Source organism: Pseudomonas sp. GD04058 (assembly GCF_029836855.1).
GTDB classification, from domain to species: Bacteria; Pseudomonadota; Gammaproteobacteria; order Pseudomonadales; family Pseudomonadaceae; genus Aquipseudomonas; species Aquipseudomonas bharatica.
The window spans coordinates 25,366-42,677 of sequence record NZ_JAOECN010000040.1; the positions used below are offsets into that span (position 1 = coordinate 25,366).

At 65.4% G+C, this 17,312-nt stretch carries 14 protein-coding genes and 2 pseudogenes; 11 read left to right on the plus strand and 5 right to left on the minus strand.

What is annotated here, in order from left to right; all coding sequences use genetic code 11:
* Positions 1-41: 41 nt before the first annotated feature.
* Together N7650_RS23655 and N7650_RS23660 are read right to left on the minus strand one after the other, a co-directional pair.
* A complete protein-coding gene (locus N7650_RS23655) occupies positions 42-1,490 on the minus strand; it encodes an aldehyde dehydrogenase (RefSeq protein ID WP_279900258.1) in 1,449 nt (482 codons plus the stop codon).
* Between the two features lie 71 nt (positions 1,491-1,561).
* Positions 1,562-2,392, minus strand: coding sequence for a p-hydroxycinnamoyl CoA hydratase/lyase (locus N7650_RS23660; protein ID WP_009400868.1), 831 nt, complete (start codon positions 2,390-2,392; stop codon positions 1,562-1,564).
* A 198-nt stretch (positions 2,393-2,590) separates the two neighbouring features.
* Between N7650_RS23660 and N7650_RS23665 the strand changes: the two genes are divergently transcribed.
* The gene (locus tag N7650_RS23665) at positions 2,591-3,061 is read left to right on the plus strand and encodes a MarR family transcriptional regulator (RefSeq protein ID WP_009400867.1); all 471 of its coding nucleotides are present in this window, start codon (positions 2,591-2,593) and stop codon (positions 3,059-3,061) included.
* Between the two features lie 259 nt (positions 3,062-3,320).
* Here N7650_RS23665 and N7650_RS23670 read toward each other — a convergent pair whose 3' ends face one another.
* On the minus strand, positions 3,321-4,598 hold the full coding sequence (locus tag N7650_RS23670) for an OprD family porin (RefSeq protein ID WP_009397853.1): 1,278 nt from the start codon (positions 4,596-4,598) through the stop codon (positions 3,321-3,323).
* Positions 4,599-4,913: 315 nt separating this feature from the next.
* On the opposite strand from N7650_RS23670, the gene mhpT reads away from it, so the two are divergent.
* The gene (gene mhpT, locus N7650_RS23675) at positions 4,914-6,137 is read left to right on the plus strand and encodes a 3-(3-hydroxy-phenyl)propionate transporter MhpT (RefSeq protein WP_009397855.1); all 1,224 of its coding nucleotides are present in this window, start codon (positions 4,914-4,916) and stop codon (positions 6,135-6,137) included.
* A 37-nt stretch (positions 6,138-6,174) separates the two neighbouring features.
* On the opposite strand, the gene N7650_RS23680 is transcribed toward mhpT, so the two are convergent.
* Both N7650_RS23680 and N7650_RS23685 read right to left on the minus strand, forming a co-directional pair.
* A complete protein-coding gene (locus N7650_RS23680; protein ID WP_279900261.1) occupies positions 6,175-7,089 on the minus strand; it encodes a tyrosine-type recombinase/integrase in 915 nt (304 codons plus the stop codon).
* A gap of 88 nt (positions 7,090-7,177) precedes the next feature.
* Positions 7,178-7,777, minus strand: coding sequence for a LuxR C-terminal-related transcriptional regulator (locus tag N7650_RS23685; RefSeq protein WP_279900262.1), 600 nt, complete (start codon positions 7,775-7,777; stop codon positions 7,178-7,180).
* A gap of 161 nt (positions 7,778-7,938) precedes the next feature.
* Between N7650_RS23685 and N7650_RS23690 the strand changes: the two genes are divergently transcribed.
* The 9 genes and pseudogenes from N7650_RS23690 to N7650_RS23730 form a co-directional block, all read left to right on the plus strand.
* Entirely contained in the window at positions 7,939-8,424 is a 486-nt protein-coding gene (locus N7650_RS23690) for a dimethylamine monooxygenase subunit DmmA family protein (RefSeq protein ID WP_009397861.1), read from the plus strand.
* Positions 8,421-9,341: a PDR/VanB family oxidoreductase gene (locus N7650_RS23695; RefSeq protein ID WP_009397862.1), complete on the plus strand. Its 921-nt coding sequence runs from the start codon at positions 8,421-8,423 to the stop codon at positions 9,339-9,341. The genes N7650_RS23690 and N7650_RS23695 overlap by 4 nt, the downstream gene beginning before the upstream one ends.
* 15 nt (positions 9,342-9,356) lie before the next feature.
* A complete protein-coding gene (locus tag N7650_RS23700) occupies positions 9,357-10,373 on the plus strand; it encodes a DUF3445 domain-containing protein (RefSeq protein ID WP_009397863.1) in 1,017 nt (338 codons plus the stop codon).
* A 32-nt stretch (positions 10,374-10,405) separates the two neighbouring features.
* Positions 10,406-11,536 (plus strand): aminomethyltransferase family protein, encoded by a 1,131-nt coding sequence (locus N7650_RS23705; RefSeq protein ID WP_009397864.1) that lies wholly within the window; start codon positions 10,406-10,408, stop codon positions 11,534-11,536.
* 13 nt (positions 11,537-11,549) lie between these two features.
* Positions 11,550-12,404: a formyltetrahydrofolate deformylase gene (gene purU, locus N7650_RS23710; RefSeq protein ID WP_009397865.1), complete on the plus strand. Its 855-nt coding sequence runs from the start codon at positions 11,550-11,552 to the stop codon at positions 12,402-12,404.
* 146 nt (positions 12,405-12,550) lie between these two features.
* Complete coding sequence (locus N7650_RS23715; RefSeq protein WP_009397866.1) at positions 12,551-13,921, plus strand: NAD(P)/FAD-dependent oxidoreductase; 1,371 nt, start codon at positions 12,551-12,553, stop codon at positions 13,919-13,921.
* A 10-nt stretch (positions 13,922-13,931) separates the two neighbouring features.
* A complete protein-coding gene (locus N7650_RS23720) occupies positions 13,932-16,274 on the plus strand; it encodes a DUF1989 domain-containing protein (protein WP_009397867.1) in 2,343 nt (780 codons plus the stop codon).
* A gap of 460 nt (positions 16,275-16,734) precedes the next feature.
* Positions 16,735-17,019 (plus strand): annotated as a pseudogene (locus tag N7650_RS23725) (PAS domain-containing protein); the annotation flags it as partial.
* A gap of 126 nt (positions 17,020-17,145) precedes the next feature.
* Positions 17,146-17,312 (plus strand): annotated as a pseudogene (locus tag N7650_RS23730) (methyl-accepting chemotaxis protein); the annotation flags it as partial.

A 17,312-nucleotide genomic window follows, 5' to 3' on the forward strand; every position in this document is an offset into this window, starting at 1 on the left:
CGCCACCCGGATGCGCCAGGCGGCGGGTACTGCCGGGCGGATCAGATGGGGTAGTGACGGACACCGTGCTGCAGGGTGATCCAGCGCAACTGGGTGAACTGGTCGATCGCAGTGCGGCTGCCGAAACTGCCGTAGCCACTGGACTTGACCCCGCCGAACGGCATCTGCGCCTCGTCGTGCACGGTCGGTCCGTTGATATGGCAGATGCCCGACTCGACCCGCTGGGCCAGGGCCAGGGCGCGGCTGGTGTCGCGGCTGAAGATGGCCGAGGACAGGCCGAACTCGGAGTCGTTGGCCAGGGCCAACAGCGCCTCGTCGTCCGTACCACGCAGAACCACCACCACCGGACCGAAGGACTCCTCGCGATACAGGCGCATGCTGGCGTCCACCCGGTCCAGCAGGGTCGGCTGCAGGATGCTGCCGTCCAGCTGGCCGCCGCAGACCAGGCGTGCACCCTTTTCCACGGCATCGTCGATCAGCGCCTTGATGCGCTCGCCGGCGCCGCTGTCGACCAGCGAACCGAGCACGGAGGCCGGGTCCTGCGGATCGCCGGCGCGCAGGGTGGCGATCTTGGCGGCGAGCTTGTCGACGAAGGTGTCGGCGATCTTCTCGTCCACCACCAGGCGTTCGGTGGACATGCAGATCTGGCCCTGGTTGAAGTAGGCACCGAAGGCCGCCGCTTCGACGGCGGCGTCGAGGTCGGCATCGTCCAGCACCAGGAACGGCGCCTTGCCACCCAGTTCCAGCAGCGCCGGCTTCAAGTGCCGCGCCGCCAGTTCGCCAACGATGCGCCCGACATGGGTCGAGCCGGTGAAATTGACCCGGCGCACCGCCGGGTTGGCGATCAAGCGCTCGACGATCTTCGGCGCGTCGGCCGGATCGTTGCTGATCACGTTGACCACACCATCGCCCAGGCCGGCGTCCTGCAGCACCTGGCCAATCAACCGATGCACCGCCGGGCTAAGTTCGGAGGCCTTGAGCACCACGGTATTGCCGCAGGCCAAAGGCATGGCGATGGCGCGGGTGGCGAGGATCACCGGGGCGTTCCATGGCGCAATACCCAGGACCACGCCGCAGGGCGCACGTACGGCCATGGCCAGGCTGCCTGGCACGTCGGAGGGGATGATTTCGCCGGTGATCTGGGTGGTCATGGAGGCTGCTTCACGCAGCATGCCGGCGGCCAGCTTGACGTTGAATCCGTACCAGTTGGCCATGGCGCCGGTCTCGCCGGCGGCGGCGATGAACTCCGAAGTACGCGCCTGCAAGGCATCGGCGGCGGCCAGCAGGCGGCTGCGGCGTTCGTTGGGGGCCAGGCGCGACCAGGCCGGGAAAGCGGCACTGGCCGCGGCAACCGCCGCGTCGGCGTCGTCCAGGGTGGCGGCGGCCACCCGCGACACCACTGCGCCGGTCACCGGGTTGCGCCGTTCGAAGGTTCGTCCGTCACTGGCGGGACGCGACTCGCCGCCAATCAGCAAAGGCACCTGCAACATGCTCGTTCCTCGTTGGTTGTCTTTATCGGGAAGCACGCGATGGCGACGTCGCTGGACGTCGCCGTGGGCATTCAGCGTTTATACGCCTGCAGGCCCGGCTTGATGCTCTTGTCGTCGAGGAATTGCTTCATGCCCTGCTCGCGACCGCCTTCGGTGTCCAGCAGGCGCGACTGGTCGAGCTTGGCGTACAGGTAGTCTTCGTTCTGCTCCCAGGTCAGCTCGCGGCAACGCTTGAAGCCGTTCTTGGCAGCGCGCAGGACCACCGGGTTCTTTTCCAGCAGGTTCAGCGCCAGTTCGCGAGTGGTCTGGCGCAGTTGCGCCAATGGCACGCTTTCGTTGACCAGGCCCATCTCGGCGGCTTTCGGCCCGCCGAAGGTCTTGCCGGTCATGATGTAGTACAGCGACTGGCGATGGCCCACGGTGTCGGCCATGGCCTTGCTCACCAGGTTGCCCGGCGGGATGCCCCAGTTGATTTCCGAAAGGCCGAAGGTGGCTTCGTCGGCGCAGATTGCCAGGTCGCAGGCCACCAGCGGGCTGAAACCGCCGCCGAAGCACCAGCCGTTGACCATGGCGATGGTCGGCTTGGCGTACATGCGCAGCAGCTTCCATTGCCATTGCGAGGCTTCGCGGCGGATCTTTTCCTGGAGGATCTCGGGGCCGGCGTCCACTTCGCGGAAGTATTCCTTGAGGTCCATGCCGGCGGTCCAGGACTCGCCCGCGCCGGTCAGTACCAGCACGCCGGCCTGTGGGTCCTGCTCCAGGGTTTCCAGGACATCGACCATCTCGCGGTTGAGGGTCGGGCTCATGGCGTTGCGTTTGTCCGGACGGTTCAGGGTAACCCAGGCGATGCCCGATTCCAGTTCGACCTTGACGGTGGTCCAGCGGCCTTCGTAGTTGCTCATGTGATGCACTCTTGTTGTTCGAGGTGATGGTTAGCAAGCTAATCGAGCAAATTAGTTATGTCAATTAACTATTATGAAAATTATCCTTTTGCGTGAGTCAGTTGAACGGCTTTCTTTGCTGAGCGCGCTAGCCATATCCCCTTCGGGCGGGCAAACTGGGTAACTTTCTTATTCATGATCCAAGGAGTTCTGCTTCCGATGGCAAGGTCCGCCCGCAACACCGACACCGCCCCCGAGCCAGCCCCGGCGCTGGATGCCTCCCTCGAAGACCTGATCGGTTACGCGTTGCGCCGCGCCCAATTGAAGCTGTTCCAGAACCTGATCGCCCGGCTCGCGGTGCACGACCTGCGCCCCGCGCAGTTCTCCGCGCTGGCGATCATCGACCAGAGCCCCGGGCTGATGCAGGCCGACCTGGCCCGCGCCCTGGCCATCGAGCCGCCACAGGTGGTGCCGTTGCTGAACAAATTGGAAGAGCGGGCGCTGGCGGTGCGCATCCGCTGCAAGCCGGACAAGCGTTCCTACGGGATCTTCCTGAGCAAGACCGGGGAAGCGCTGCTCAAGGAACTCCGGCAGATCGCCAGCGACAGCGACCGCGATGCCACGGCGGCGCTGGATGACAGCGAGCGCGCGGAGTTGCTGCGCTTGTTGAAGAAGGTGTACCAGGACTGACGGACAACACATGGCCCTGTGGGAGCTGGCTTGTCGAACCGCAGCACCGCAGCGATAGGGACGGCAAGACCAATGATGCTGCCTGATCTGGCCAAATCGCTGGCAAGCCAGCTCCCACAAGGTCCGAGTCAGCCAAGGTTTTGTGCCAGGCTCTAAATCCTGTGGGAGCTGGCTTGCCAGCGATGGGGCCGGCAAGGGCAATGATGCTGTCTGATCTAGCTAGCTCCCACAGGGTCATGTGTCATCCGTGAGATGCGGGTTACCAGATCGGCAAGGTGTAGGTCACGATGAACCGGGTCTGGTTTTCGTCCCTGAACGCCGCGCCCGTCGGGAAGTCATTGCGGTAGATCGACTTCCTCGCCAGGAACCCGACGTTCTTCATCGGCCCGCTCTGGATCACGTAGCCCAACTCCATCTGGAACTCACGCTCCTTGCGGTCGTCGGCATTGAGCGAGGCCAGTTCGATATTGTCTCCGCGCACGTAGCGCAGCCGGCTCTTGAGCCCCGGCACGCCGAGGGCGACGAAGTCGTAGTCGTAGATCGCCTGCCAGGTGTGCTCCTTGGCATTGAGGAAGTCCGAACTCATGGTCAGCTCGCTCATGCCCATCAACTCGGTACCCGACACATAGGGCGTGGCCGAATCGCCGCTGGAGTGCATATAGCCGATACCCAGCCTGTGCCCGCCCAGGCGGTAGCTGAACATCGCCGAGGCGTTGACGTTGTCCACCCTGCCCGCGCGTGCCTGGCCGTCCTCGCGGCTGAAGAAGCTGCGCAAGTCGGCGCTGAAGGTACCGTCACCGATGCCCTGCTCGTAGAGTGCGGCCAGGGTGTCCTGCTGGTAGAGGTCCTTGAGCTCGGCATGATAGGCGCGAAACCCGAGGGACTTGTTCAACTGGTAGTCGGCACCGGCATAGAGCATGTGCGGCGAGGTTTCCGCGCCACGGAAGCGGCCATTGGGCGAGGCGATCGCCATGCGCTCGTAGCTGGTGGAGTCGCGCTTGTTGATACGGTCCAGGTAGCCGGCGTTGACGGTCAGGCCGTCGATTTCCTTCGAACTCAGGGTGGTGCCGCGGAATGTCTGGGGCAGCAGGCGCGACGGACTGGCGAAGGCGAACGGCAGGAAGATCAGGTTGTCGCCGCTCTTCACCGTGGTCTGGCTGATCTTCATCTTGGCGGTCATTGCCAGCCGCGAGTAATCATCGGCCGCGACCTTGTCGCTTTTCGACACCGGCAGCAGTTCGGTGCCGCTGCGATCAGGCGCCGAATCCAGCTTCAACCCCAGCAAGCCCCGGGCATCCAGGCCGAAGCCCACCGGCCCTTCGGTAAAGCCGGACTCGACGAACAGATTGAAACCCTGTGCCCACTCCCGCGCGGCGCTCTTGGCGCCGCCGTCCTTGTAGTCGCGATCCAGGTAGTAGTTTTTCAGCGCAAGGTTGGCGTGGCTGTCTTCGAAGAAGCCGCCAGCCAGGCTCGGGGTGCTGGCCAATGCCACCGCCAGCGCCAGGAAAGCGCGGGTATCACGAACGCAGTGCTGCATAAGGGGAGTCCACTCTTGTTGTTTTTGTTTTCTGGCAGTCGGGCGATCCATCGGGCATCGCCTCGCAGCGGAGAATGGGAAGGCGGCCAGGCTCCGTCAACGGTAAATGACCGATAATCGAACATTAATTTTATTAACTATTCGGCCGAGACCGACGGATTTTCCGTCGCGCCGGCGTCTAGCGCAAGCCTCTTCAAAAGCCTCGTCGATCAGAAAAAACCAGCTGCAAAAATAGTTATTCTTGTTATCTTGTTTTCACGCCGGTGTCCGAGACCGGTGCAAGCAGAACTACAACAACAAGAACGAGGCCATGCCATGGACACTTCACTGCGTCGTCCGACGCTGACAATCGCTTTGTGTTTCATCGTCGCGCTGATCGAGGGTTTCGACCTGCAATCGGCCGGCACCGCAGCTGCCGGGTTGCGCCAGAGTTTCGAGCTGGACCCGAAGATGCTCGGCTGGGTATTCAGTGCCAGCATCATCGGCCTGTTGCCGGGAGCGTTCTTCGGCGGCTGGCTGGCCGACCGGATCGGGCGCAAGAAAGTCCTGGTGGCGGCGGTCATCCTGTTCGGCGTGTTCTCCCTGTGGACCGCCTATGTCGCCACCTATAACCAGTTGCTGCTGGCCCGGCTGATGACCGGCCTGGGCCTGGGTGCCGCCCTGCCCAACCTGATCGCCCTGTGCGCCGAAGCGGTGGGCGAGCAACGGCGCAGCACCGCCATCAGCATCATGTATTCCGGGGTACCGCTCGGTGGTGCGCTGGCAGCGGTGGTGGCGATGTTCTCCCATGATCACTGGCAGATGACCTTTATCATCGGTGGCCTCGCGCCTCTGCTCGCGGTCCCGCTGATGCTGGTCATGCTTCCGGAATCCCGCGCCTACCAGCAGGCCGGTGCGGTGCTGCAACGGCCTTCCACGTCCAGCGCGCTGTTCGGCGAAGGCAGGGCCAGTGCCACGCTGATGCTGTGGCTCGCCTACTTCTTCACCCTGACCGTGATGTACATGCTGCTCAACTGGCTGCCGTCGCTGCTGATCGGCCAGGGCTTCAGCAAGCCGGATGCCGGGCTGGTGCAGATGCTGTTCAACATCGGCGGCGCGCTGGGTTCGCTGCTGGGCGGCATGCTGCTGGACCGTGGCAGCCCGCAGCGGGTCACGCTGTGCATCTATGCCGGCCTGCTCGTATCGCTGGCCGGGCTGGGGTTGTCGGTGGGCGTGACGGCCATGGCCATTGCCGGGTTTGCCGCAGGACTGTTCGTGATCGCCGCGCAACTGGTGCTCTACGCGCTGGCCCCGCCGCTGTATCCGACCGCCGTACGCGCTACCGGTGTCGGGGCGGCAGTGGCCATCGGGCGCCTGGGTTCGGTGAGCGGTCCGCTGGCGGCCGGGCAGATCCTCGCGGCCGGTGCCGGGACGGCCGGCGTGCTGCTGGCCGCTTCGCCCGGGCTGGTGGTAGCGGCGCTGGCGGCGATCCATGTGATGCGGCGTTCCGGGCAGGCTACGGAGAGCGTTTCCGCACCGTTGCAGAAAGCCGGGTCCTGATGTCTATTTCACCCAGGGCATCCGCGTCTTCCAGGCTTCAATAGTCATACCGGTCCACCGCCCTGCGCCGCTCGTTGTCATCGCGCATATCGTAGTTGGCGGTGGTCTGGATATTGCTGTGGTGCGCCAGTTTCTGCGCGATGGACAGGTCATGCTCCTCGATCACCCGGGTAATGAACGACCGGCGGAAATCGTGGGGCATGATCTTCACCCCCACCTGTTGTCCGCGCTGGCGGGCGATGTAGTAGATCGCGTGCTTGGTGATGCGCTCGCGGGTGATATGGCTGCCGCGGCGAATGCGGTTGAACAGGAAGCCATCGTCCTGGACGCCCGGCGGTAACTGCTGGCGACGGAACGTCAGCCAGGCATCGAGCTTTTCGAAGGCCCAGGACGGAGCGTACTTGATCAACTGCTTGTTGCCCTTGCCCAGCACCTGCAGGCTGCGCTCGGCAAAGTCCACCTGCACCAGGTCGATGTTCACCGACTCCGATTTGCGCATGCCGGTGCCATACAGCAAGGCGATCAGCGCCGCATCGCGCAGGCCCTGGGGCCGCGGATCGGCAGCGCAGACCTCCATCAGTTCGCGGATCAGGCTGCGCTTGAGGTTGCGCCCCACCGGCAGGCGGGTGCCCTGCACACCCTTGACTTCACGAATGCGCAACAGCCGCTCCTGGTCGATCAGGCCCAGGCGCCAGGCTTCGTTCATCACGCCGCGAACGGCATTGACGTAGAGCGACGTGCTGTTAGGCGCGTAGCCATCGCTGCGCAGGGCGGCAACCAGATCGGTGATATGCGCGGGTTCGAGCTGATGCCAGGGCACGTCGCGGATATCGCACTCGTCGAAACCGAGACGGTCGGCGGCGTCCTGCAGCACATATTTCATGGTCAACTGGCTGGAGGGGGCCAATCGGGCGAGGTATTGCAACAGCGGGTTGGGCAGTGACTCGGGCAAACCTTGGGGTTCCTCGGCGGGGACTGGAAGCGGCTCAGGATGACCGAGGCCCCGTATGCGGGCAAGTGCTTTCCAGCCTACGCGAACCTCACACCAGCCGCTCGAAGATCGCCCCTTCGACGCCCAGCACCTCGCCGTCGCCGGAATAGATGCCAACCCCCGTCTCCCACACGTCCTTGATCTGCCCACCGGCGCTGCGGATCCGGTAGCTCAGTTGATAGGGCTCGTGCTTGAGCAGTGCGCATTGCACGCAGTACCAGATGTACTCCGCATACTCATCGAGGATCAGCGAGCCGTAGCTGTGCTCCGGGCTGGAGGTCAGGTATTGCGGTGGATAGCCGGTCAATGGCAGGCACCCTGCGCTAACGTACTCCATGTACCAGGTGCGGTCGTTGCGCCCGCGGTAGATCAGCCCCGGCAGTTCATCCAGCAGGCCGGAAGCGAACGGAATCGGTGCAGCAGGCATCACCGGTGCACCGCGATGCACCCTCGTGGCCAGGGCCAGGCGCGAGCCGAGGCGGAACTTGCGCAGCAGATTGCGCACGTAGATCTTCACGGTGCCGTCGCTGATTCCCAGTTCCCGGGCGATCTGCTTGTTGCTCAGGCCCGCGCCGATCAGCGCCAGGGTCTGGCCCTCGCGCTCGGTGAGGTCGTCCCGCGCGACGGGCGACTGCAAGGCGTTGTCCATCCCTCTCCTCCTGCACCCCTGGGGAATTGATTGCCAAGGCAGCAACTTTCGTGCCCTGCAGCGCCTACTACTCCTTTTGGCATACCCCCTCTAGCGGATTGAGCGAAATTTCCTGAGGAGAAATTATTTCCCTCAAGAAGAAACAGCCGCAGAGAAAAGCCATGACCGATCATCCTTTCAGCGTCCCCCGCTACGAGCCCCAGGCCGGGCCGGCGGATCTGCTGGTCACGCAGTACCGCGACGCCGGGTATCCCGCCGCGCAGCAGCTGGTGCAGGGCGATTACGCCAGCAACGCTGCCTTGCAGCAGGCCCTCGCCGCCCGCCTTGAACTGGCCCGCTGCGGCCTGCGCCTGGAATTGCGCGGCGACGAAGCGTTCATCTGGCCGCTGCAAGCCCTGGCCCAGGCCGCCGGCCTGCAGGGCGATGAAATCCTTCTCAGCCGCCTGCCGGGCAGCCGCCGGGTGTTCTGCGTGCACTGCGCCCAGTGCCAGCCGGCCAGCGCCGCCGAATCCCTGACCTGCGCCCACTGCGGCGTACACCTGGAGGTGCGGCGCCACTTCTCGCAACGCCTTGGCGCCTACCTGGGTGTATGCGCCGATGCCGACCTGCCGTATGCCGACCTGCCGAATGGAGAGCCCCGCCCATGATCGATGTCCGCGTCGCCGCCATCCATGAACTGACCCCGGTGATCCGCGAGTACCGCCTGCAAGCCATCGACGGCGCCCTGCCCGGCTTTTCCGCCGGAAGCCACGTCCAGGTGCACCTGCCCGATGGACGGCGCAATGCCTATTCGCTGCTCGGCGACCCGGCGGACAACAGCGAATACCGCATCGCCGTGCGCCATCAGGACAACTCCCGGGGCGGCTCGCGCTACCTGCACCAGGTACTGTGCAGTGGCGATCGCTTGCGCATCAGCGCCCCGGCCAACCTCTTCCCGCTCTACAGCAAGGCCCGGCAGCACCTGCTGGTGGCCGCCGGGATCGGCATCACCCCCTTCATGGCCCACAGTCGCGAGCTGCTGCGCCGCGGCGAAGACTTCGAGCTGCACTACGCCTACCGCAGCGGCAGCAGCGATGCCTACCTGGGCGAACTGCGCCAGTCGCTCGGCCCGCGCCTGCACGAGTACCCCGCCGGCATCCGTCGCCTGGATGCCCGGGCGCTGCTCAAGGACCGCCCACTGGGCGCCCACGTTTACAGCTGCGGCCCGCAATCCCTGCTGCTGGCGATAGCCGAACAGGCCGCCGCCCAGGGCTGGAGTCCGCGCCGCGTTCACAGCGAAGCCTTTGCCGCGGCCGAACCGGGCCTGCCCTTCAGCGTCGAGCTGCAGCGCAGCGGCCGCCAGTTGCAGGTCGGTGCCGAGCAAAGCCTGCTCGAAGCCCTCGAAGCCGCCGGCGTCGAAATCCCCAACCTGTGCCGTGGCGGCGTGTGCGGCCAGTGCCAGACGCCCTACCTGAAAGGCGACGTCGAGCACCGCGACCACTTCCTCGCCGCCAACGAGCGTGCCACCAGCCTGATGCCCTGCGTATCCCGTGGCTGCGGCAGCCCGATCCTGCTGGATATCTGACCCGGAGCCTTCGCCATGACCCTGACCTTCAAGCCACTGGAAACCTACCGGGACGACTTCAGCTTCGCCAACAGCGCCGAAGCCATCGCCCGCTTTCCCTTCCCGTTCCCGGAAGACCAGTACATGTACTCGGTGAACCTGGAGCCGGCCACCTCCCGCGATCCCGGCTCGGTGTTCGAGCATCTGTTCGACGTCGATGAGCATTACGTCTCGGAGATGGCCGAGCGTGCCCGCGTGCTCGAACTGGACCCGCAGCGCTGCCTGGTGATGCCGCACATGGCCCAGGCCGCCTGGGACAGCCTGGCCCTGCTGATGCAAAGCCTGGCCACGGACTACCCGCAATACTTCCGCCTGGCCCGCGACGGCGATGCCTGGCACTGGCAGAACCTGGCCCTGGGCATCGACCAGCGCTTCACCTTCGGCGACCCGGCCACCCTGCCGTGCGAGCCTCTTGAGTACATCACCCGGCAGATGCAGGGCGACTTCGCCCTGCTCGACCAGCGCGACAACGACCTGTTCATGGACGCCGGCATGGTCACCTGCCCGGCCGACTGGTCGCTGCGCTTCGACGCTGGCATGAGCTTCCAGCAATGGCACGCGCCGGTGCCCATGGCCCATCGCGCCGGCGTGTTCGAGCGGGCCTTGAAATACCTGCTGAACATCCAGGTCGGCCAGCCGGTGCGCCGCCTGAACTGGACCCTGACCATCAACCCGCGCCTGGACACCTCGCCCGAGACGTATCACCAGTGGGGCAGCGACCGCGGCAAGGTCACCGCCGACAACGCCGGGGCCCTGGTGCACCTGCGGGTCGAGCTGCAGTTGATGGTGCGCCTGCCGCGCTCCAACGCGCTGATGTTCAGCATCCGCACCTACCTCATCAGCCTGGACGAACTGGTCACCAACCCGGCCTGGGCGCAACGCCTGTACCGGGTGATGCGCGACCTGCCGGAGCCGATCGCCGACTACAAGGGCATCAGCCGGTACCGCCAGCCACTGCTGGACTGGCTACGACCGTTCGATCCCCAAGCCTGAACCCGACTCATCACGACAAAAGGACATTTACCATGGCCAACTCCTGGCGCATCAGCGCGCTCCGCGAACGCCACCTGGCGCTCGGTTCGAAACTCGAAGACTGGAACGGGATGGGCACCGCCTGGACCTACGCCAGCGATCTTGCCGACCACCACGAAGCCATCCGTACCCGTGCCGGGCTGATGGACGTTTCCGGGCTGAAGAAGGTCCACTATGTCGGCCCCCACGCCGAAAGCCTGCTGCAGGACGCCACCACCCGGGATATCTCCAGGCTCTATCCGGGCAAGTCGGTGTACGCCTGCATGCTCAATGAAGACGGCACCTTCGCCGACGACTGCATCGTCTACCGCACCGGCCCCAATGCCTTCATGGTGGTCCACGGCGCCGGCAGCGGCCACGAGATGCTGGTGCGCTCGGCCCAGGGCCGGCAGGTGGCGGTGCTGTTCGACGACGACCTGCACGACCTGTCGCTGCAAGGGCCGAAGGCCGTGGACTTCCTCGCCGAGCACGTGCCCGGCATCCGCGAGCTGCCGTACTTCCATCACCTGCAGACCAAACTGTTCGAGCGCCCGGTGATGATCTCCCGCACCGGCTACACCGGCGAACGCGGCTACGAAATCTTCTGCAAGGCTGCCGATGCGCCGCTGATCTGGGACAGCATCCTCGAGCAAGGCGCCGGCCACGGCATCATTCCCTGTGCCTTCACGGCCCTGGACTGGCTGCGGGTCGAGAGCTACCTGCTGTTCTACCCCTACGACAACTCGCAGATGTACCCCTTCGCCGACCAGAAGGCCGGCGACACCCTGTGGGAACTGGGGCTGGACTTCACCGTGTCCCCCGGCAAGCAGGACTTCCGTGGCGCCGGCGAGCACCTGCGCCTGCAGGGCAAGGAGCGCTTCAGGATCTACGGCGTGCTGCTCGACGGCCACAGTGCCGCGCAGAACGGCGACACCCTGTGGCACGACGGCCGCCAGGTCGGGGTGATCACCTGCGCCATGTACTCGCGCCTGACCGAACGCTCCATGGCTATCGCCCGGGTCGAGCCGCAGATCGCCACCCAGGGCCTGCCCCTTGAAGTGCGCGGCAGCCTCGTCGCCAAGGCCATCGCCCACAGCCTGCCGTTCGACGATCCGGAAAAGAAAAAGCGCACCGCCAAGGGCTGACGAGACCACGACCATGACCCACTACATCCTCAAGATCAGCTGCCCGGCCACCTCCGGCATCGTGGCGGCGGTGACCACCTACCTGGCCGGGCGCCAGTGCTATATCAGCGAACTGGCGCAGTTCGACGACGAACTGGCCGGGCGCTTCTTCATGCGCGCGGTGTTCCGGTTCAACGACGGGATCAAGCCCGGGCTGGATGCCCTGCGTGAAGGCTTCACCGATACCGCCGTGCCCTTCGCCATGGACTGGGAACTGTTCGAAGGCAACCGGCCCATGCCGGTGCTGCTGATGGTCAGCAAGTACGACCATTGCCTGACCGACCTGCTCTATCGCCATCAGAAAGGCGAGCTGGACATGCGCATCACCGCCATCGTTTCCAACCACCTCGACCTGCGGGCCATGGCCGAGCGCGAGGGCATCCGCTTCGTCTACCTGCCGGTGACCAAAGACACCAAGGCCCAGCAGGAGGCCGCGCTGCTGCAACTGGTGGAAGAAACCGGCACCGAACTGGTGGTCCTCGCCCGCTACATGCAGATCCTCTCCGATGACCTGTGCCGCCAGCTTTCGGGACGGGCGATCAATATCCATCACTCGTTCCTGCCGGGGTTCAAGGGCGCCAAGCCCTATCACCAGGCCTATGCGCGGGGCGTGAAGCTGATCGGTGCAACCGCCCACTACGTCACCTCGGACCTCGACGAAGGACCGATCATCGAGCAGGAAGTGCAGCGCGTCGATCACGCCTGGCTGCCCGACGACCTGGTGCGCATCGGCCGCGACACCGAGACCGTGGCCCTGTCGCGGGCGGTGAAATACCACCTGGAGCACCGGGTGTTCCTCAACGGCGAGCGCACGGTGATTTTCCGCTAGCCCTCAAGCACACCGCGAACCCTGTGGGAGCGGGTTCACCCGCGATTGCGATGGAGGGCCCACTGACGTCATCGCGGGTAAACCCGCTCCCACAGGGTCCGCGGCGCCCTCTGGATTACTACAGTTCCGAATGCGGAGTAGATACCATGAACCAACGCGTTGCCATCATCGGCGCCGGCCCCTGCGGCCTGGCCCAGTTGCGAGCCTTCCAGTCCGCCCGGGCCAAGGGCGCGGACATCCCCGAGCTGGTGTGCTTCGAGAAGCAGGCCGACTGGGGCGGGATGTGGAACTACACCTGGCGCACCGGCCTCGACCAGCACGGCGAGCCGGTTCACGGCAGCATGTATCGCTACCTCTGGTCCAACGGGCCAAAGGAATGCCTGGAGTTCGCCGACTACAGCTTCGACGAGCACTTCGGCCGGCCCATGGGCTCATACCCGCCAAGAGAGGTGCTCTGGGACTACATCAAGGGCCGGGTGGAGAAAGCCGGGGTGCGCGAGCTGATCCGCTTCAATACCGCCGTGCGCGATGTGCGCTTCGACGCCGACAGCCAGACCTTCGTGGTCACCGCCCACAGCTACGCCGACGACCTGACCTCCAGCGAAACCTTCGACTACGTGGTGGTCGCCAGCGGGCACTTCTCCACCCCCAACGTCCCGAGCTTCCCCGGCTTCGAAAGCTTCGCCGGACGCATCCTGCACGCCCACGACTTCCGCGACGCCCTGGAATTCAAAGGCAAGGACGTGCTGATCGTCGGCGGCAGCTACTCCGCCGAGGACATCGGTTCGCAATGCTTCAAATACGGCGCGCGCAGCATCACCAGTTGCTACCGCAGCGCGCCCATGGGCTACCAGTGGCCGCAGAACTGGGAGGAAAAACCCTTGTTGACCCACGTCACGGGCAGCACCGCGTTCTTCGTCGACGGCAGCAGCAAGCACATCGACGCGATCATCCTCTGCACGGGATACAAGCACCATTTCCCCTTCCTTCCGGAAGACCTGCGCCTGAAGACCGACAACCGCCTGTGGCCGCTGAACCTGTACAAGGGCGTGTTCTGGGAGCAGAACCCGCGGCTGGCCTACCTCGGCATGCAGGACCAGTGGTACAGCTTCAACATGTTCGATGCCCAGGCCTGGTATGCCCGCGACGTGATCCTCGGGCGCATCGCCCTGCCCGACCAGGCCGCCATGCATGCCGAAGACCAGGCCTGGCGCGAAGAGGAACTGAAGCTGGAGAACGCCCAGCAGATGTTCGAATTCCAGGGTGAATACATTCGCCAGTTGATCGCGGCCACCGACTATCCCAGCTTCGATATCGCCGAGGTCAACCGCACCTTCCTGCAATGGAAGCATGACAAGTACGAAAACATCATGGGCTACCGCGACAAGTGCCATCGCTCGCTGATCACCGGAACCCTCGCTACGCCCCATCACACCCCCTGGCTGGAAGCGCTGGACGACTCGCTGGAGGCCTACCTGGCCGAACAGCCGGGCCCAGGCAAGCGCACGGCACCTTGAGGAGCAGCCCATGCAAGCACCCGTGATTTCACGGCCGCAGGAGCCGGCGCTGTTTGCCCGCAATCCGCTGGTGGAACGCCACCGCGTGGCGCCGGGTGGGCTCACGGTAGTGGAGCTGGAGCCCGGTGATCGCCTGGAAGTGATCGACGTCGAAGGCGACCAGCGCGCCGAACTACTGGCCTTCGCCGGCAACCGCCAGGCGCTCGGCGCCCTGGGCTTGCGCCCCAGCCCCGGTGCGGCGTTTATCGGCCATCTGCTGCATGACGGCAGCCGCGAGGCAGCCCATGTGACGGCGGGACTGGCCCGCCGTGGCATCGACTGCCGACAGTTGCCGGACGCCGCACGGCTCTGGTCCGAGGCAACACCGGCGGGACACAGCCGGGTGTTCCATAGCGGTGAAAACCTGCTGGTACTGGTGGCCGCCCCCGGCGGCGCCACGCCGGTGGACAGCCAGGCGCGGGCCAGCGAACTGCGCCTGCTGGTACGCCGGGCCACTGCGCGGGCGGCCTTTGTACCGCCGTTGCCCGCACCGCTGGGCGAGGTGCTGGACGAGTTCACCATCACCCCCGGCACCGCCCGCGACTACCAGGTCGGCGCCGGGCAGTACATCCAGGTGCTGGATGTGGCCGGCCGGCAGTGTTCGGACTTCGTCGCTTTCGACCGGCGAGGCCTGGACAGCGGCGCCCAGATCGACCTGGACCCGACCGTGACGCGCACGCTCAACGGCAATGCCTATCCCGGCCCGGGCCTGTTCAGCCGCTTCTACGACCGCAACCTGCAACCCATGCTCGAAGTGGTGCGCGATACCGTTGGCCGCCACGACACTTTCGCCCTGGCCTGCACGGCGCGCTACTACGAGGCCCAGGGCTATTTCGGCCATGACAACTGCAGCGACAACATCAGCCGAGTGCTGGCCCGCCATGGCGTGACGCCGCGGGCGGGCTGGCCGGCGATCAACTTTTTCTTCAACACCGCTGTGGATGCCCACCAGCAACTGACCGTCGATGAACCCTGGTCGCGGCCCGGCGACTACGTACTGCTGCGCGCCATGACCGACCTGGTCTGCGCCAGCAGCTCGTGCCCGGACGATATCGACCCGGCCAACGGCTGGCAGCCCACCGACATCCATATCCGCGTCTATTGCGCCAAGGAGCGCTTCAGTCTCGCCATGGCCACTCGCAAAGCCCCCGACGCTCCAGCGCAACTGACCCGCGAAAGCGGCTTCCACCCCGGCACCAGCGCCCTTACCCGGCAATTCACCGAATACCGCGGCTTCTGGACCCCGCGCCAGTTCGACGGCTACGGCACCCTCGCCGAGTACCATGGCTGCCGCGAACGGGTGGCGGTGATGGACCTTTCGGCGCTGCGCAAATTCGAAGTGCTCGGCCCCGACGCCGAGGCCCTGCTCGACTACTGCCTGACCCGCGACGTGCGCAAGCTCGCGGTGGGCCAGGTAGTGTACAGCGCCATGTGCTACGAGCACGGCGGCATGCTCGATGACGGCACGCTCCTGCGCCTTGGCGCCGATGCGTTCCGCTGGATCGGCGGCGAGGAGCATGCCGGCGACTGGTTGCGCGAGCAGGCGGCGCGGCTGGGCATGAAGGTGTGGGTCAAGAGCGCTTCCGAGCAGATCCACAATATAGCGGTGCAGGGCCCCCTGGCCCGTGCCCTGCTCAAGGGCATGATCTGGACGCCGGGCACCCAGCCGGCACTGGAAGACCTGGGCTGGTTCCGCTTCCTCACCGGGCGCCTCGACGACTACAACGGCCCGCCACTGATGGTTTCGCGTACCGGTTATACCGGTGAGCTGGGCTACGAGATCTGGTGTCACCCACGGGATGCCATGGCGATCTGGACCCGGCTCTGGCAGTTGGGTGATCCGCTGGGGCTGGTGCCGCTGGGGCTGGATGCGCTGGACATGCTGCGCATCGAGGCCGGGCTGATCTTCTCCGGCTACGACTTCTGCGACCAGACCGACCCGTTCGAGGCCGGCATCGGCTTCTGCGTACCGCTGAACAGCAAGCAGGCCGACTTCATCGGCCGCACCGCCCTGTTGCGGCGCAGTGCCGAGCCGCAGCGGCGCCTTGTCGGGCTGCTGCTGGAGGGCAATGAAACCGCGGCCCACGGCGATTGCGTGCGGGTCGGCCGGGCCCAGGTCGGGGTCATCACCAGTGCCACCCGCTCGCCCGTGCTGGGGCGCAACATCGCCCTGTGTCGCCTGGACGTGGCCCATTGCGCGCCAGGCATGCAGATCGAAGTAGGCAAGCTCGATGGCCAGCAGAAACGCATCACCGCGACCGTGACGGCCAGCACCATCGCCTACGATCCGGAAAAACGTCGGGTGCGTGCGTGAAACTGGATGGGAAATTGCAGGTAATCGGGACAGGGATTGTCCCTTTTGCATGGAGAACCTGACGATGTGGTTCAGCAAAGCGTCCAGCGACCTGGCCAACGAGCTCAGCCAGTGGCTCGAACAACTTTCTCGCAATGGCTCTGTTACGGGCCATTCACCGCTATTGCAGCGCCAGCCGCGGCTGCTCGGCACGCTTGAACATCTGCAAAGGGACTGGAGCGAACTGCAACGGATTCGCCAGCAGGCCGAGGGTTATGTAGCACCGCCGTGCACCGCGGATGAGCTGGATGCGCTGCAACAGCGCCTGGCCGAGGCCGATGCGCGGGTGCAGCAGCTGACCACGGAGCGCGATGCCGTTGCACAGCAACTGCAGGTGTTGAGTGCCGAGCGCGAGCGCTGGAGCGAAGACCGCCAGGTCTGGGAGTTGACCCAGCGCACCCTTACCGAAGGCTGCTGGGCGATGAACGTGGTCAACGGTGATCCGGACCATCCGCACAACGTGATTCGCTGGTCGGAGCAGTTCCGCGCCCTGATCGGCTACAGCCGCGAGGAGTTTCCCGATGGCTGGGACAGCTACTTCGGCGTGGTCAATGCCGACGACCTGAAGAACGTGATGAAAGCCTTCAATGCCTCGATGGTCGACAGTGGTGGCGACGGTGTCTACGCGGTGGAGTACCGCATGCGCCACAAGACCCGTGGCGAGGTTTGGTTCCGCGAGCGCGGGCGCTGCCTGCGCGATGCCAAGGGACGGCTGACCTGGGTGACCGGTGCGGTGCGCGAGATCAGCGACGAGAAGACCGCCGCCAGCCTGCATGACCGGGAGCAGGCCAGCATCCAGGCCACCTACGGGCATATCGCCCAGGTCGCCGGGGTGATCCGCGGGATCGCCGAACAGACCAACCTGCTGGCGTTGAATGCGGCCATCGAGGCAGCCCGCGCCGGGGAAGGCGGCCGGGGGTTCGCGGTGGTGGCGGACGAGGTGCGCAACCTGGCCCGCAGGACCCAGGAGTCGGTGCAGCAGATCCAGAACATGTTGCA

Bases quoted from the DNA above. Each gene is read 5' to 3' on its own strand.
- N7650_RS23715 (WP_009397866.1), top strand. From the start codon at position 12,551: ATGAACCAACGCGTTGCCATCATCGGCGCCGGCCCCTGCGGCCTGGCC.
- N7650_RS23700 (WP_009397863.1), top strand. From the start codon at position 9,357: ATGACCCTGACCTTCAAGCCACTGGAAACCTACCGGGACGACTTCAGC.
- mhpT (WP_009397855.1), top strand. From the start codon at position 4,914: ATGGACACTTCACTGCGTCGTCCGACGCTGACAATCGCTTTGTGTTTC.
- purU (WP_009397865.1), top strand. From the start codon at position 11,550: ATGACCCACTACATCCTCAAGATCAGCTGCCCGGCCACCTCCGGCATC.
- N7650_RS23655 (WP_279900258.1), bottom strand. From the start codon at position 1,490: ATGTTGCAGGTGCCTTTGCTGATTGGCGGCGAGTCGCGTCCCGCCAGT.
- N7650_RS23685 (WP_279900262.1), bottom strand. From the start codon at position 7,777: ATGGACAACGCCTTGCAGTCGCCCGTCGCGCGGGACGACCTCACCGAG.
- N7650_RS23720 (WP_009397867.1), top strand. From the start codon at position 13,932: ATGCAAGCACCCGTGATTTCACGGCCGCAGGAGCCGGCGCTGTTTGCC.
- N7650_RS23670 (WP_009397853.1), bottom strand. From the start codon at position 4,598: ATGCAGCACTGCGTTCGTGATACCCGCGCTTTCCTGGCGCTGGCGGTG.
- N7650_RS23660 (WP_009400868.1), bottom strand. From the start codon at position 2,392: ATGAGCAACTACGAAGGCCGCTGGACCACCGTCAAGGTCGAACTGGAA.
- N7650_RS23665 (WP_009400867.1), top strand. From the start codon at position 2,591: ATGGCAAGGTCCGCCCGCAACACCGACACCGCCCCCGAGCCAGCCCCG.
- N7650_RS23695 (WP_009397862.1), top strand. From the start codon at position 8,421: ATGATCGATGTCCGCGTCGCCGCCATCCATGAACTGACCCCGGTGATC.
- N7650_RS23690 (WP_009397861.1), top strand. From the start codon at position 7,939: ATGACCGATCATCCTTTCAGCGTCCCCCGCTACGAGCCCCAGGCCGGG.
- N7650_RS23705 (WP_009397864.1), top strand. From the start codon at position 10,406: ATGGCCAACTCCTGGCGCATCAGCGCGCTCCGCGAACGCCACCTGGCG.